This window comes from Flavobacterium anhuiense (assembly GCF_900101855.1).
GTDB classification, from domain to species: domain Bacteria; phylum Bacteroidota; class Bacteroidia; order Flavobacteriales; family Flavobacteriaceae; genus Flavobacterium; species Flavobacterium anhuiense.
The window spans coordinates 44,359-60,300 of record NZ_FMVC01000006.1 but is presented as its reverse complement, the minus strand read 5'-3'; the positions used below and the strand labels follow the sequence as shown (position 1 = coordinate 60,300).

Annotated in this window: 19 protein-coding genes; 3 read left to right on the top strand and 16 right to left on the bottom strand. The window is 35.2% G+C overall.

What is annotated here, in order from left to right:
- Positions 1 to 2 precede the first annotated feature (2 nt).
- From rplX to rpsL, 16 genes are all read right to left on the bottom strand, one after another.
- Positions 3 to 317, bottom strand: coding sequence for a 50S ribosomal protein L24 (gene rplX, locus BLP44_RS16225; protein WP_008464300.1), 315 nt, complete (start codon positions 315 to 317; stop codon positions 3 to 5).
- Between the two features lie 11 nt (positions 318 to 328).
- On the bottom strand, positions 329 to 697 hold the full coding sequence (rplN, locus tag BLP44_RS16220) for a 50S ribosomal protein L14 (RefSeq protein WP_007803649.1): 369 nt from the start codon (positions 695 to 697) through the stop codon (positions 329 to 331).
- 2 nt (positions 698 to 699) lie between these two features.
- Complete coding sequence (rpsQ, locus tag BLP44_RS16215; protein ID WP_008464298.1) at positions 700 to 960, bottom strand: 30S ribosomal protein S17; 261 nt, start codon at positions 958 to 960, stop codon at positions 700 to 702.
- Positions 961 to 977: 17 nt separating this feature from the next.
- Positions 978 to 1,169, bottom strand: a complete 192-nt coding sequence (gene rpmC, locus BLP44_RS16210; protein WP_008464297.1) for a 50S ribosomal protein L29 — start codon at positions 1,167 to 1,169, stop codon at positions 978 to 980.
- Positions 1,170 to 1,181: 12 nt separating this feature from the next.
- Positions 1,182 to 1,607, bottom strand: coding sequence for a 50S ribosomal protein L16 (gene rplP / locus BLP44_RS16205; protein ID WP_008464295.1), 426 nt, complete (start codon positions 1,605 to 1,607; stop codon positions 1,182 to 1,184).
- A gap of 19 nt (positions 1,608 to 1,626) precedes the next feature.
- Positions 1,627 to 2,385: a 30S ribosomal protein S3 gene (gene rpsC, locus BLP44_RS16200; RefSeq protein ID WP_008464292.1), complete on the bottom strand. Its 759-nt coding sequence runs from the start codon at positions 2,383 to 2,385 to the stop codon at positions 1,627 to 1,629.
- A gap of 5 nt (positions 2,386 to 2,390) precedes the next feature.
- Complete coding sequence (gene rplV, locus BLP44_RS16195; RefSeq protein ID WP_007803631.1) at positions 2,391 to 2,804, bottom strand: 50S ribosomal protein L22; 414 nt, start codon at positions 2,802 to 2,804, stop codon at positions 2,391 to 2,393.
- A gap of 8 nt (positions 2,805 to 2,812) precedes the next feature.
- Entirely contained in the window at positions 2,813 to 3,091 is a 279-nt protein-coding gene (gene rpsS, locus BLP44_RS16190; protein WP_008464288.1) for a 30S ribosomal protein S19, read from the bottom strand.
- A gap of 6 nt (positions 3,092 to 3,097) precedes the next feature.
- A complete protein-coding gene (gene rplB, locus BLP44_RS16185; protein ID WP_008464287.1) occupies positions 3,098 to 3,922 on the bottom strand; it encodes a 50S ribosomal protein L2 in 825 nt (274 codons plus the stop codon).
- A 9-nt stretch (positions 3,923 to 3,931) separates the two neighbouring features.
- The gene (gene rplW / locus BLP44_RS16180; RefSeq protein WP_008464286.1) at positions 3,932 to 4,222 is read right to left on the bottom strand and encodes a 50S ribosomal protein L23; all 291 of its coding nucleotides are present in this window, start codon (positions 4,220 to 4,222) and stop codon (positions 3,932 to 3,934) included.
- Positions 4,223 to 4,229: 7 nt separating this feature from the next.
- Positions 4,230 to 4,859: a 50S ribosomal protein L4 gene (gene rplD, locus BLP44_RS16175; protein WP_008464285.1), complete on the bottom strand. Its 630-nt coding sequence runs from the start codon at positions 4,857 to 4,859 to the stop codon at positions 4,230 to 4,232.
- Complete coding sequence (gene rplC, locus BLP44_RS16170) at positions 4,859 to 5,476, bottom strand: 50S ribosomal protein L3 (RefSeq protein WP_008464284.1); 618 nt, start codon at positions 5,474 to 5,476, stop codon at positions 4,859 to 4,861. Before rplC ends, rplD begins: the two co-directional genes overlap by 1 nt.
- A gap of 404 nt (positions 5,477 to 5,880) precedes the next feature.
- Positions 5,881 to 6,186, bottom strand: a complete 306-nt coding sequence (gene rpsJ, locus BLP44_RS16165; RefSeq protein WP_007803605.1) for a 30S ribosomal protein S10 — start codon at positions 6,184 to 6,186, stop codon at positions 5,881 to 5,883.
- Between the two features lie 10 nt (positions 6,187 to 6,196).
- Positions 6,197 to 8,353, bottom strand: coding sequence for an elongation factor G (gene fusA, locus BLP44_RS16160; protein WP_091134512.1), 2,157 nt, complete (start codon positions 8,351 to 8,353; stop codon positions 6,197 to 6,199).
- Positions 8,354 to 8,364: 11 nt separating this feature from the next.
- Entirely contained in the window at positions 8,365 to 8,841 is a 477-nt protein-coding gene (gene rpsG, locus BLP44_RS16155) for a 30S ribosomal protein S7 (RefSeq protein ID WP_008464282.1), read from the bottom strand.
- Positions 8,842 to 8,865: 24 nt separating this feature from the next.
- A complete protein-coding gene (gene rpsL / locus BLP44_RS16150) occupies positions 8,866 to 9,249 on the bottom strand; it encodes a 30S ribosomal protein S12 (RefSeq protein WP_007136570.1) in 384 nt (127 codons plus the stop codon).
- A gap of 182 nt (positions 9,250 to 9,431) precedes the next feature.
- On the opposite strand from rpsL, the gene BLP44_RS16145 reads away from it, so the two are divergent.
- The 3 genes from BLP44_RS16145 to BLP44_RS16135 all read left to right on the top strand — a co-directional run bounded on the left by BLP44_RS16145 (position 9,432) and on the right by BLP44_RS16135 (position 15,941).
- The gene (locus tag BLP44_RS16145) at positions 9,432 to 11,132 is read left to right on the top strand and encodes a BamA/TamA family outer membrane protein (RefSeq protein WP_240628156.1); all 1,701 of its coding nucleotides are present in this window, start codon (positions 9,432 to 9,434) and stop codon (positions 11,130 to 11,132) included.
- Between the two features lie 84 nt (positions 11,133 to 11,216).
- Positions 11,217 to 14,471, top strand: coding sequence for a SusC/RagA family TonB-linked outer membrane protein (locus BLP44_RS16140; protein ID WP_008464273.1), 3,255 nt, complete (start codon positions 11,217 to 11,219; stop codon positions 14,469 to 14,471).
- 3 nt (positions 14,472 to 14,474) lie between these two features.
- Entirely contained in the window at positions 14,475 to 15,941 is a 1,467-nt protein-coding gene (locus tag BLP44_RS16135; RefSeq protein WP_035691116.1) for a SusD/RagB family nutrient-binding outer membrane lipoprotein, read from the top strand.
- The last annotated feature ends 1 nt before the right edge of the window (position 15,942 follow it).

The window sequence follows — 15,942 nt, the reverse complement described above, 5'->3', positions numbered from 1 at the left end:
TACTATAGTACTTGATTAGATTTTTTTGAAAATCTTACTTTCTTATCTCCTTCTACTCTAATACCTACTCTAGTTGTTTCCTTAGTTTTAGGATCAATTAAAGCAATGTTAGAAATTTGAATAGAAGCCTCTTTCTTAACGATACCACCTTGAGGGTTTTTAGCACTTGGTTTAGTGTGTTTTGAAACCAAGTTAACACCTTCAACTATCGCTTTGTTTTTTTCACGGTAAACACGTAAAACTTTACCTTCAGCACCTTTATGGTCTCCAGCAATAACTCTTACGATATCTCCTGATTTTATTTTTAGCTTTATCATCTTAAAACGAATTAAAGCACTTCTGGTGCTAATGATACAATTTTCATGAATTGTTTTTCACGAAGTTCTCTTGCTACCGGACCAAAAACACGAGTTCCTCTCATTTCCCCTGCAGCATTCAAAAGAACACATGCATTGTCATCGAAACGGATATAAGAACCATCAGCTCTTCTCACTTCTTTTTTAGTACGCACAACAACTGCAGTTGAAACAGCTCCTTTTTTCACGTTTCCGTTTGGAGTTGCATCTTTGATAGAAACTACAATTTTGTCACCAACAGAGGCATATCTTCTTTTAGTACCTCCTAAAACACGAATAGTTAAAACTTCTTTAGCTCCCGTGTTATCTGCTACTTTTAGTCTTGATTCTTGTTGTACCATAATTATTTAGCTCTTTCTAAGATTTCAACTAATCTCCAACATTTTGTTTTACTTAAAGGACGCGTTTCGCTAATTCTTACAGTATCACCAATGTTACAGTCGTTTTTTTCGTCGTGTGCAACATATTTTTTTGTTTTCAACACGAACTTACCGTATAATGGGTGTTTTACTTTTCTTACTTCAGAAATAACGATAGATTTATCCATCTTATTTGAAGTAACAACACCTATTCTTTCTTTTCTTAAATTTCTTTTTTCTTCCATCTTTCAGCAGAATACAATTATTGTAACTCTCTTTTAGTTAACTCTGTAGCTAGTCTTGCAACTGTTCTTCTAACGCTTCTGATTTGAAGTGGGTTAGCAATTGGAGAAATAGCGTGAGCCATTTTTAGGTCAGCATATACTTTCTTAGTTTGACTAAGCTTTTCTTGCAACTCCGCTGCAGAAAGATCTTTTATTTCTGATTGTTTCATAATAAATATAAATTATGCTTCGAAATCTCTAGCAACGACGAACTTAGTTTTTACTGGAAGTTTTTGAGCTGCAAGACGCAAAGCCTCTTTTGCAACTGATAATGGAACCCCTCCAACTTCAAACATAATTCTTCCTGGTTTAACAACAGCAGCCCAATACTCAACTGCTCCTTTACCTTTACCCATACGTACTTCAAGAGGTTTCTTAGTGATAGGTTTGTCTGGGAAAATTTTAATCCATAATTGTCCTTCTCTCTTCATGTAACGAGTTGCAGCGATACGTGCAGCTTCGATTTGACGAGATGTTAAGAACATTCCATCTTCATGTACAGATTTAATACCAAACATTCCATTTGAAAGTTCATGCCCTCTTTGAGAGTTACCCTTCATTCTACCTTTTTGTACCTTACGGTATTTTGTTCTTTTAGGCTGTAACATTTTTCTTTAGTTTAAAAATTTACTTTCTTTTACGAGCGTCTGGTTTTCCACCTTTGTTAAAGTTAGATTTGCCTCTAGGAGCATCTCCACCTTTTCCACCACCTGTACCAGATTGTTTTTTGTCCATTCCAGCAAGTGGAGAAAGTTCTCTCTTACCGTAAACTTCACCTTTCATGATCCATACCTTGATACCCATTCTACCATAAGTAGTGTGAGCTTCAGCCAAAGCATAATCAATGTCAGCTCTGAAAGTTGATAGAGGAATTCTACCTTCTTTGAAACCTTCTGAACGCGCCATCTCAGCACCATTTAAACGACCAGAAATCAAAACTTTGATACCTTCAGCGTTCATACGCATAGAAGCAGCAATAGCCATTTTGATTGCACGTCTGTAAGAAATACGGCTTTCGATTTGACGAGCGATGCTTGTAGCCACAAGATAAGCATCTAGCTCAGGTCTTTTAATTTCAAAGATGTTAATTTGAACCTCTTTGTCAGTAACTTTCTTAAGTTCTTCTTTTAACTTGTCTACCTCTTGTCCGCCTTTTCCGATAATAATACCAGGTCGAGCAGTAGTGATAGTAACGGTTACAAGTTTCAAAGTTCTCTCGATGATTACTTTTGATACACTAGCTTTTGATAAACGAGCATGGATATACTTTCTGATTTTGTGATCTTCAGCTAATTTATCGCCGTAATCATTTCCACCATACCAGTTTGAGTCCCATCCTCTGATGATACCAAGTCTATTTCCAATTGGATTTGTCTTTTGTCCCATGCTGCTTAAGAATTGCTTTGTGTGTTATTGATAGCTCCAAGCACGATTGTTACGTGATTAGAACGTTTTCTTATTCTGTGTGCACGACCTTGTGGAGCTGGACGAAGTCTTTTTAACATCATTCCACCATCTACTCTGATCTCTTTAACAAATAATCCAGCCTCTTCTAAATTACCTTCACTATTTTTTTGCTCCCAGTTATTGATTGCAGATAATAATAGTTTTTCTAATTTTCTTGAAGCTTCTTTAGAACTGAATCTTAAAATGTTAAGTGCTCTTTCTACCTTCTGACCTCTTACCAAGTCCGCTACTAAGCGCATTTTTCTAGGTGAAGTAGGGCAGTTATTCAATTTTGCGAAAGCGATAGACTTATTAGCCTCTTTTCTCGCATCTGCTGTTTCTCTTTTACGAACTCCCATTGCTTCTTTTATTTTTTACCTTTATTTTTTGCTCCAGCATGACCTCTAAAAGATCTAGTTGGTGAAAACTCTCCTAATTTGTGACCTACCATGTTTTCTGTTACGTAAACTGGTACAAATTGACGACCGTTATGAACTGCAATAGTTTGTCCAACGAAATCTGGTGTAATCATTGAAGCTCTAGACCAAGTCTTAACAACTGCATTTTTACCACTTTCTACGTTTTCTTGAACTTTCTTGTCTAATTTATAATGAACGAAAGGTCCTTTTTTTAATGAACGTGCCATATCTTATTATTTCTTTCTACGTTCTACGATATACTTGTTACTCGGGTTTTTCTTAGAACGAGTTCTGTAACCTTTAGCTGGCAATCCGTTTCTTGAACGTGGGTGCCCTCCAGAAGAACGTCCTTCACCACCTCCCATAGGGTGATCAACAGGGTTCATCGCTACTGGTCTAGTTCTAGGTCTTCTTCCTAACCATCTTGTTCTACCTGCTTTACCAGATACAACTAATTGGTGGTCAGAGTTAGAAACAGCTCCAATTGTAGCTGAACAAGTTAACAAGATTAATCTTGTCTCACCTGATGGCATTTTAATTGTTGCATATTTCCCGTCTCTTGCCATTAACTGAGCAAAAGTTCCAGCTGAACGAGCGATAACGGCTCCTTGTCCTGGACGTAACTCAATACAAGATATAACAGTTCCAAGAGGAATTCTGCTTAAAGGTAAAGTATTACCAATCTCTGGTTGAGATTCTGGTCCAGAAACTAATTTCTGACCAACTTTCAATCCATTTTGAGCGATAATATAAGTTTTCTCTCCATCAGCATAAGCTAATAAAGCAATAAATGCAGTACGATTTGGATCGTATTCGATTGATTTCACTGTAGCTGGAATTCCATCTTTAGTTCTTTTGAAATCGATGATACGATATCTCTGCTTGTGACCACCACCCGTATAACGCATGGTCATCTTTCCTTGACTATTTCTACCTCCTGAGTTTTTTATCGGCGCTATCAAAGAGCGTTCCGGCTTATCAGTTGTAATAGCGTCATAACCATTCACAACTCTAAATCGCTGACCCGGGGTAATAGGTTTTAATTTTCTTACTGACATTTTTCTATCTTAGATATTGTTGTAAAAATCAATTGTTTCTCCTTCTTGTACTTGAACAATTGCTTTTTTGTATGCATTTGTCTTTCCACTGATTAAACCACTTTTAGTGTATTTAGTAGATCTATCTGGTCTCACATTCATTGTGTTAACAGAAACGATAGTCACTCCATAAGCAGCCTCTACAGCTTTCTTAATCTCAACTTTGTTTGCTTTTTTGTTAACAACGAATCCGAAGCGGTTTAGAACTTCACTTTCTTTGGTTACTTTTTCCGTTACTATAGGTCTAATTATGATGCTCATATTCCTATTATTTACTTAAATTTTCTTCAATTAACTCTAAAGAACCTTCCAAAAGCACTAAATTATTAGCGTTTAATATTGCGTAAGTGCTTAATTCCGAGCTAGTTACGACATTTGAAGCCTTTAAATTACGTGACGACAAATATACGTTTTTATTTGACTCACCCAACACAAATAAAGATTTTTTATTCTCTAACCCTAAAGCTTTCAAAACGTTAATGAAATTTTTAGTGTTTGGCGCTTCGAAATTAAAATCTTCTACAACTACGATATTTGACTCTTTTGCTTTGATTGAGAAAGCAGATTTTCTAGCCAATCTTTTCAAACCTTTATTCAATTTGAATGAATAACTTCTTGGTCTTGGTCCGAAAACTGTTCCACCACCTTTAAACAAAGGACTCTTAACACTTCCTGCACGAGCAGTACCAGTTCCTTTTTGTTTTTTAATCTTACGCGTACTTCCAGTTACTTCAGCTCTTTCTTTAGCCTTGTGAGTACCCTGTCTCTGATTAGCAAGATATTGCTTAACATCAAGATATACTGCGTGATTGTTTGGTTCAATTGCGAATACTGAATCAGAAAGTTGAACTTTTCTTCCAGTATCTTTTCCGTTGAAATCTAATACTTTTACTTCCATTACTTCTGAATGATTACATAAGAGTTTTTGTGTCCAGGAACACATCCTTTAACAACAAGTAGATTCTTCTCAGCAACTACTTTTAAAACTCTAAGGTTTTGAACTTTTACATTTTCTCCTCCCATTCTTCCAGCCATACGCATTCCTTTGAATACTCTAGATGGATAAGAAGAAGCTCCTACAGAACCTGGCGCTCTTAAACGGTTGTGTTGACCATGAGTAGCTTGTCCAACCCCACCAAAACCGTGACGTTTAACAACACCTTGGAAACCTTTACCTTTTGAGACACCTTGTACATCTACAAATTCTCCTTCTTCAAAAATAGTAACATCAATAAGATCTCCTAATTTTTGTTCAGTTGCAAAATCTTGGAATTCAACGACTTTTTTCTTAGCAACAGTTCCAGCTTTTTTAAAGTGACCTAAAGCCGCTTTAGTAGAATGTTTCTCGTTTTTGTCATCGAAACCAAGTTGTAACGCTTCATACCCGTCAACCTCGTTGGTTCTGACTTGGGTAACAACGCATGGTCCAGCTTCGATTACTGTACAAGGAATATTTTTCCCGTTTTCGTCGAAGATACTAGTCATGCCGATTTTCTTACCAATTAACCCAGACATAAATATTAATTATTAATTACTAAAATTCCCTTCAATTTGAAAATAACAGAAATTTCCAAACAGGGAGTGCAAAAGTAGATATTAAAATTGAATAAACCAAACAGTTACAAAAATTAAATCGCTCATTATCAAAATCCAAGCACTAAAACAACAAGAAAACAAACTTCATCAACACCAAAATTCAAGCACTTCTTTTTATAGCAATAACATTTTCCACTTAAAAATTAAACAATAAAATCACAACTAAAAAAACTCGCACTACCCTAAAACAAAGGGGTTTAGAATATTTAGAACATTAAAAAAATATTTAATTTTATTCTTTTTCAAATTAAAAACAACTTTTAAAAACAAAAAAAAGCGAGACAAAAAATGTCTCGCTTTTTATATAAAAAAATATAAAAAAATTATACTTTAATCTCAACTTCAACTCCACTTGGCAATTCAAGTTTCATTAAAGCATCAATAGTTTTAGATGAAGATGAATAAATATCAATCAATCTCTTGTATGACATTACTTCAAATTGCTCTCTCGCTTTTTTGTTAACGTGCGGAGAACGCAATACAGTGAAAAGTTTTTTGTGAGTTGGCAACGGAATTGGACCTGTTACAACTGCCCCAGTAGTTTTTACTGTTTTCACGATCTTTTCAGCAGATTTATCCACTAACATATGATCGTAAGATTTTAGTTTTATTCTGATTTTTTGACTCATTTTCTTAAAATTAAGCGTTACCTTTTGCTTTTTTGATTACCTCTTCTGAAATGTTAGAAGGTGTTTCTGCATAATGAGAAAACTCCATTGTAGATGTCGCTCTACCAGATGATAATGTTCTTAATGTAGTAACATAACCAAACATCTCAGCTAACGGCACATCTGCCTTAATAGTTTTCGCTCCGTTTCTATCACCCATATCATTAACTTGACCTCTACGACGGTTCAAGTCACCTACGATATCACCCATGTTTTCTTCTGGAGTGATAACTTCGATTTTCATGATAGGCTCTAAGATAACAGCTCCAGCAGCTTTACCAGACTCTTTATAACCCATTCTTGCAGCTAATTCAAAAGAAAGAGCATCAGAATCCACAGGGTGGAAAGATCCATCTAATAAAGTCACTTTTAAACTATCAACAGCATATCCAGCCAAAGGTCCAGTTTTCATAGCTTCACGGAAACCTTTTTCAACTGCAGGAATATACTCTTTAGGAACGTTACCTCCTTTTACTTCATTCACAAACTGTAATCCAACAGGTACTTTTCCATCAACTTCATCAGCAGGCTCGATTCTAAATACGATATCACCGAATTTACCACGACCTCCAGATTGTTTTTTGTAAGTTTCTCTGTGTTGAGCAGATCTTGTAAACGCCTCTTTGTACTCTACTTGTGGCTCACCTTGATTAACCTCTACTTTAAACTCACGTTTCATACGGTCAACTAAGATATCTAAGTGAAGCTCACCCATACCTGAAATAATAGTTTGACCAGAAGCCTCGTCAGTTCTAACCGTAAACGTTGGATCTTCTTCAGCCAATTTAGCTAAAGCCATACCCATTTTATCAACGTCAGCTTTAGTTTTTGGTTCGATAGCGATACCAATTACAGGATCTGGGAATTTCATAGATTCCAAGATAATTGGATGCTTTTCATCAGATAAAGTATCTCCAGTTTTAATATCTTTAAATCCTACAGCAGCTCCAATATCTCCAGCCTCAATAAATTCGATTGGATTTTGTTTGTTAGCATGCATTTGGTAAATACGAGAAATTCTTTCTTTATTACCAGAACGAGTATTTAAAACATAAGAACCTGCATCTAAACGTCCAGAATACGCACGGAAGAAAGCTAAACGACCTACGAATGGATCAGTAGCAATTTTAAATGCCAAAGCAGCAAACGGCTCTTTTACATCTGGCTTACGCAAGATTTTAGTTTGATCTTCTTCCAATAAATCAGCATCATCAGGATGAATTCCCTCAATACCTTCTTTATCTAAAGGAGATGGTAAATATTTACAAACTGCATCTAACATGAATTGAACCCCTTTGTTTTTAAAAGAAGAACCAGCAAGCATAGGAATGATCGCCATATCAATAGTAGCCGCTCTTAATGCATTGTTGATTTCCTCCTCTGTAATAGAGTTTTCATCCTCCATGTACTTATCTAAAAGATTTTCATCATAAGTAGCAATCTCTTCGATAAGAATAGAACGATAGTGCTTTACATCATCAACCATATCAGCAGGAATCTCAACAATATCAAAAGTAGCTCCTTGAGTTTCATCATGCCATACGATAGCTTGATTTTTAACCAAGTCAACAATACCTTTAAAATCAGCTTCATCTCCAATAGGCAAAGTAATTGCAACCGCATTCGATTTCAACATGTCCTTAACCTGTCCGCATACATTTAAAAAGTTCGCACCTTGACGGTCCATTTTGTTCACGAATCCCATACGAGGAACTCTATACTGATCAGCAAGTCTCCAGTTAGTTTCTGATTGAGGTTCAACACCATCAACAGCACTAAACAAGAATACTAAACCATCTAACACACGTAAAGAACGGTTTACCTCTACAGTAAAGTCAACGTGCCCAGGAGTATCAATAATATTAAAGTGGTACGCTTTTGATTCTGGCAAAACTTTACCTTGCTCAGTTGGAAAGTTCCAAGTACAAGTTGTAGCAGCAGAAGTAATTGTAATACCTCTTTCTTGCTCTTGCGCCATCCAGTCCATTGTTGCAGCACCATCGTGAACCTCACCAATTTTGTGTGATTTTCCAGTATAAAAAAGAATACGCTCAGTTGTTGTAGTTTTACCAGCATCAATGTGAGCAGCGATCCCGATATTTCTTGTATATTTTAAATCTCTAGCCATTTCTTTACGAATTAAAATCTAAAGTGAGAGAATGCTTTATTAGCTTCTGCCATTTTGTGAGTATCCATTCTTTTCTTAACCGCAGCACCTTCTTCTTTAGCAGCAGCTAAACACTCAGCAGCTAAACGTTGTGCCATAGATTTTTCATTTCTTCTTCTTGAATAAAGTATCAACCACTTCATTGCCATAGAAATTTTTCTATCTGGACGAATCTGCATTGGAATTTGGAATGTAGCTCCACCAACTCTACGGCTACGTACTTCTACGTGAGGCATAACGTTAGTTAAAGCATCTTTCCAGATCTCTAATGAAGTTTTCTCATCATTTTGCTTTTTAGTTTCAATGATATCAATAGCATCATAAAATACTTTAAAAGCTGTAGATTTCTTACCATCCCACATTAAGTTATTCACAAAACGTGTTACTAATTGGTCATTAAACCTTGGATCCGGTAAAAGTGGTCTTTTCTTTGCCGCTCTTTTTCTCATGTCTTTTTCTTAAAAGTTTTTAAATTACTTTTTTGCTTCTTTTGGGCGTTTAGCACCGTACTTAGATCTTCTTTGCGTTCTTCCTGCAACACCTGACGTATCAAGCGCTCCACGAACGATGTGATATCTAACACCTGGTAAATCTTTTACCCTTCCACCTCGCACTAATACTATCGAGTGCTCTTGTAGATTATGTCCTTCTCCTGGGATGTAAGCATTCACCTCATTACCATTTGTCAAACGCACACGCGCAACTTTACGCATTGCAGAGTTTGGTTTTTTTGGTGTAGTAGTGTAAACACGCGTACAAACCCCTCTTCTTTGAGGACAAGAATCTAAAGCAACCGATTTACTCTTCTTAGTGATCTGAGTTCTTCCTGTTCTTACTAATTGTTGAATTGTTGGCATAATTAATACTAAAAATTATTATGTTTATTAAATTCCCGCTTTTTACGGGGTTGCAAATGTATAAAATAATTTTCACTATACAAACGTTAAATCATTAATTTTCAACAACATTATTTATATCTATGATTTAACAAAGAAACATTAGATATTTGCTTTACATTTAACTAACAAAACAATTGCATTTGAAACAATTACAACACATACTTATTTTACTCCTATGCACAAATTGTTTCGCACAGTCATTTTATTTGAATATAAATGGAATTAACAAAAAACAAAGCCAAACAATCGACTCTCTTCCATATGCAAAAAAACACGTAAATATAAAATCATTAAATGACGAACTTTTTTCAATAACAAACAAACTCTCAAAACAAGGCTATATAGATTCTAAAATATTAGAAACCAAAAAGATAAACGACAGCACTTATACAGCATTTATAGACTTAAAAACCAAAATCAAAGAAGTACATATATATATAGGTATAAATAGTTTTTTTAATGAATATAAGAAAAACACAAAAGACAGCATAATTATCCCTTTTACGGAGCTTGAAAACTTCCTAAATAAAGAAATTTCAAACAATGAAAAAGCAGGTTTTGCATTTTCCAAAATCAATCTAGCAAATATCAAAAAAAAGAATTCCATAATTTACGCTGACTTAAATCTTAATTCCGAAAAAAAAAGAACACTAAATTCCATTATTGTAAATTACACAGATCTCTCTTTAAAAGACTACTTCCCAAAAGGAGCATTAAAACAATTAAATAAAAAATACACCAACAGAATATTCAACCAAGAAACTGTAAAAAGACTTTATGAAGATATAAACAGTTTTGAATTTGTTTCTCAAACCAAATACCCCGAAATTTTATTCACCAAAGACTCGACAAAAGTCTACACTTATATTGAAAAAAGAAAAGCAAACAATTTTGATGGCTATATTGGATTTTCTAACGACGAAAACAAAAAATTGATTCTAAACGGCTATTTAGATATTTCGCTAACTAATATACTTCACGCTGGCGAAAAGTTCTCTCTTTACTGGAAGAGCGACGGTAACCAACAAAAAACCTTTAACACTAAACTCGAAATCCCCTATTTATTCCAATCTCCTCTTGGAATAAAAGCGCAATTAAACATTTTCAAACAGGACAGCACATTTCAGAATACTAAAACAGATATCAATCTGGGATACTATCTAAATTATAACTCTAAAATCTATTTGGGATACCAATCTACCGAATCGAGCGACATCCAAAATACCAATAATTCTTTTATCAGCGATTTTAATAATTCTTACTTTACTTCCACATACGAATACAAAAAAATAGACTCTAACAATACTCTAATGCAGGGAAAAGCATTTCTGAGCTCAATTTTAGGTTTCGGAAAAAGAGAAACAAACAACGACCCTGACACAGCAAAACCAAGCAAGCAATTCTATGCAAATCTAAATGCGTCTTATAATTTTGAACTAAATAACAAGAATTTCATTAACCTAAATTCACAAAATTTCTATCTAGATAGTAAAAATTATATTTCAAACGAATTATTCAGATTTGGCGGAATGAATTCAATAAGAGGATTTTCCGAAAATAGTCTTCAAGGAAACTTTTATTCCGCAATTCTTACAGAATATAGATATATATTTTCAAAAAGCGCTTATATTCATTCTATTGCGGATTACGCTATATATCAAGACTTAACGAATATTTCAAATCCTAAAAAAATTATGAATTTAATAGGAATTGGAATAGGTGCAGGAATACAAACAAAAAACGGAATTTTACGAATTATTCTCACGAATGGCCAGCAAAATCAGCAAGAAATACAATTATATAACACTATCGTAAACATATGTTATAATGTTAAATTTTAAAGTTTACCAAAAAAAGATTTTTATTTATTAGGAAAGTTAACAAATTATTAAGAGTTTTGCGATACTAATTCAAAATATTTAAAAATGAAACTAAAGTTCAATGGATTCTTAGTGCTTTTATTAGTACTAGTTGCGCAACTTTCTTTTGCGCAAGAAAGAGCTGTTTCGGGAACAGTTTCTGACAATGCAGGAATGCCTTTACCAGGTGTTAGTGTATTAGTTAAAGGAACAAAAGCTGGAACGCAAACCGATTTTGATGGTAAATACACTATCAAAGCATCATCAAGCCAAGTATTGGTATTTAGCTACATTGGGATGAAAACTCAAGAGATAGCTGCAACTTCATCAACAGTTAACGTAAAATTGGCTGGAGATGCTCAAGAACTTGAAAGCGTTGTAGTAACAACAGCTTTGGGGGTTAAAAGAGAGAAAAAATCTCTTGGTTATGCAACACAAGAGGTAAAAGGAGGAGATTTAAGAAATGGTACTTCAAGTGGTAACTTCTTAAACGAGCTTTCTGGTAAAGTTGCCGGTGTTAACATTACAAGAAACACTAACTTTGGAGGTTCTACAAGTGCAATCTCTCGAGGAGTTAAAGCTATTGGTCAAAGCAATGAGATGTTAATCGTAATTGATGGTATGCCTATCAACAACGGTAACAACACAAACGATGGAACAACGGCTCAATCATCTGGAGCAAGAGGTTTTGACTATGGTAATAATGGTATGGATATCAATCCAGAAGACATTGAAAGCGTGAACGTATTAAAAGGTGCCGCTGCTTCTGCTTTATATGGATACTTAGCCGGTAACGGAGTTTTAATGATTACCACTAAAAAAGGTAAAGCTAGAAAAGGTTTAGGAATCACTGTTTCTTCTGAAGTAGTAACTGGTAGCCCAGACAAAAGCACTTTCGTTAAATACCAAAAAAATTACGGTGCTGGATACGGTTCTTCTTTTGACACTACACAAGACATTGATGGTGACGGTGTAAATGACAATGTTGTTTTCATGGGTGATGATGCATCTGTAGGAAATCGTTTTGACCCTTCTTTAAATGTTTACCAATGGGATGCTTTTTCTGCATATCCAGGAAATAACAATTATGGAAAAGCAACTCCATGGAAAGCTGGAGCAAACGATCCTTTTTCTTTCTTCAAAAACTCACTTTCGTTAGTAAATAGCATCTCTTTTGAAGATGGAAACGAAAAAACAAATGTTGTATTTAACTATACTAACACTGACCAAACTGGTGTTTTAATCAATAGTGAATTGAGAAAAAACAACTTTAGTTTAAAATTAAATCACCAATTTACAGACAGATTGTCTTTAAGCACATTTGCTAACTTCTCCGCACAACAAACAGTGGGAAGAAACATGACAGGATATAGTGACAACTTAGTTTCTGGTTTCCGTCAGTGGTGGCAAACTAACGTTGATATTAAAGAATTAGAAAGAGCATACAACAATTCAGGCGAACAAAACATTACTTGGAACAGAAAATCTGTTGAGGATGGAACTCCTGCATATTGGAACAACCCTTACTTTGAGCGTTACAAAAACTACCAAAATGATAGTAGAAATCGTTTTATTGGTTACGCAAACTTTACTTACAAAATTGCTGACTGGCTTTCTGCAACTGCAAAAATCTCTACAGATACGTATTCTGAGATTCGTGAAGAAAGAGTTGCTGTAGGTTCAGTATCAAAAACTTTTGGTATCAATGCTCTTGATGAGACTTCAGGATACCAACGTTACAATGGTAACTTCTCTGAGCAAAACTATGACTTACTCCTTACTTTCAACAAAAAGTTCGGAGAAGACTTTAGCTTAAGCGGAGTAGCTGGGGGAACAATTAGAAACACTTATTTTAACCAAATTACAGCTTCTACACAAGGAGGTTTAATCATACCTGGAATCTATAGTTTATCTAACTCTAAAGCTGCGAGCCCATATCCATATGAAAGAGAAACTAGAACATCTGTTAATAGTTACTATATTTCTGGATCTTTTGGATACTTAGACACATATTTCATCGATGCAACAGCACGTAGAGATGCATTTTCTAACTTGCCTGCTGATGATAACGCTTTAGCAAGTTACTCAGTTTCTGGCAGCTGGGTTTTCTCTAAAAACATAGATGCAAGCTGGTTAACCTTTGGTAAATTAAGAGGAGGTTACTCTGAAAGCCCACTTGGAACACCTGCATTAGCATTGGTTGATACTTATACTAAATACGATCCGTTCAACAATAACCAAATGTATTCAGTAAACTCTATTAAAAACAATCCAGATCTTAAACCTATTAAAACAAACACACAAGAGATTGGTCTTGAGATGCAATTCTTAAACAGAAGAGTTGGATTTGATGTGAGTTTGTACAAAAACGTGAATGACGGAGAAGCTGTTAGAGTACCATATTCTACTGCTACAGGTTATACTTCTAAATATGTAAATGCTGCTAAAGTAGAAAATAAAGGTATCGAGGTTCAGTTTAACGCTACACCAGTTAAGACAAACAACTTTTCTTGGGATATTAACGTAAACTGGTCTAAAAACGAGAATATGGTTACAGCTCTAGCTGATGGCGTAACTAACTTGCAAGTAGCTTCTTTCCCTGGTACAGTAACTTTAAATGCTGTAGTTGGACAACCATTTGGTGTATTAAAAGGCACTGATTACACTTATGATGCTAACGGACAAAGAATCGTTAACCCAGCAACAGGTAGATATGTAATCAATACTTCTACAAACAACATCATTGGAAATATCAATCCTGACTGGATTGGAGGTATTCGCAATAAATTCTCTTACAAAAACTTATCTTTCAGCTTCTTAATTGACACTAAACATGGGGGAGATGTATTCTCTACAGATCAATGGTATGGAGTTGGAACTGGTTTGACTGATGAAACAGGTGGAAACAACGATCTTGGAAATCCAAAAAGAAACAGCTTAGTAAATGGGGGTGGTGTAATCCTTCCAGGTGTTTATGCTGATGGAACTCCAAACACAACAAGAACTGCTTACTCAACAGGTGGAGCTATTACAAATGCTTATACTAACGGACCTAGAAGCCAATATGTATATGATGCTGGTTTTGTTAAATTAAGAGAGGTAAATATTACCTATACTTTACCATCATCTTTAGTTCAAAAAATGAAATTAGTTGATGCTAGAATTTCACTTATTGGATCTAACTTATGGATTATCCAAAAGAATCTTCCAGATGCAGACCCAGAAAGTGGATTAGGATCTAACGTAGGATCTCAAGGACTTTCTATCGGTTCTTTACCAACAACTAGAAATATTGGTTGTAACTTAACAATAAAATTCTAAGCTATGAAAAATAGACTAATAATATTAATATCGTTCATTGCCTTATTTTCATCTTGCTCAGATGATTTTGGGAACATGAACCAAGACACAAAAAATCCTACCACTACTTCTCCAGAATTCCTATTTACAAATGCTGAGAAATTTATGGTGGATCAAGTAACAAGTACATCTGTAAACTTTAACGTATTCAGATTATATGCACAACATTGGGCAGAGGTGCAATATCCGCAAGAAACTCAATACGATCTTACTGGACGTACAATTCCAGATCGTCACTGGGCAACTTACTACCGTGATGTACTTAGAGACTATAAAGAAGCTAAAAAACTTTTACTTGAGCAAAAAGCTAGTTATACTGGAGCTCCAGAAGGTTTAGTAGTACTTGATAATAAAATCGCAATTATTGATATTTTAACTTCTTACTGCTACGGTATCTTGGTTGACACTTTTGGAGACGTTCCTTACACAGAAGCTTTAGATATTGATGGCCATCCACAGCCTAAATATGATGATGCTCAGACAATTTACAGAGACTTACTTACTGTATTAACTGCTGCGTCTCATAAATTAGACACATCTGTTGGCAGTTATGGAGAGGCAGATCTTATTTACGGTGGTAACACTGCTAAATGGGCTAAGTTTGCAAACTCTCTACGCTTCAGAATGGCTATAATGATGGATGATGTTGATCATACTTATGCCAGTACTCAAGCTTTAGCTGCTCAAGCTGATGGTTTGATCTTAACAAGCGCTGACGGTGCATATATGCCTTATGCTACAAACACAACAAACAACAACCCATTATACCTTGATCTAGTGGCTAGTGGACGTGATGACTTTATTCCTGCTAATACTTTAGTAGATAAAATGAACTCACTATCTGATCCAAGAAGAGCTAAATACTTCACTGAATACCCAGAAGGCTCTGGATTATACAAAGGTGGTGTTTATGGAACCGTGAATGTTTATGGAAACTTCTCTCACATCACTGAAACAATTCAAGATCCTGTTTACCCTGGTGTACTTTTCACATACTCTGAAGTAGAATTCTTATTAGCTGAAGCTGTAGAAAGAGGTATTGCTGTTGGTGGTACTGCTGAATCTCATTATAATGCTGCTGTTACTGCATCTTTACAAGATTGGGGAGTGGCTTCTGGTGACATTACTACTTACTTAGCTAGAACCGACGTAGCGTATGCTACTGCTACTGGTACTTGGAAACAAAAAATTGGAGAGCAAGCATGGATAGCTTACTACAACAGAGGTTTTGAGGCTTGGACATCTTATCGAAGATTAGACTATCCTGCTTTAGTTGCACCTCCTGTAACTTTTGGTGATATCACTGAAGTTCCAAAACGTTACTCTTATCCGGGAATCGAGCAGACGTTAAACGCTGCAAACTTAGAAGCTGCTGTTGCTAAATTGGGTAACAATAATGTAACTACTAAACTTTTCTGGGACAAACATTAAT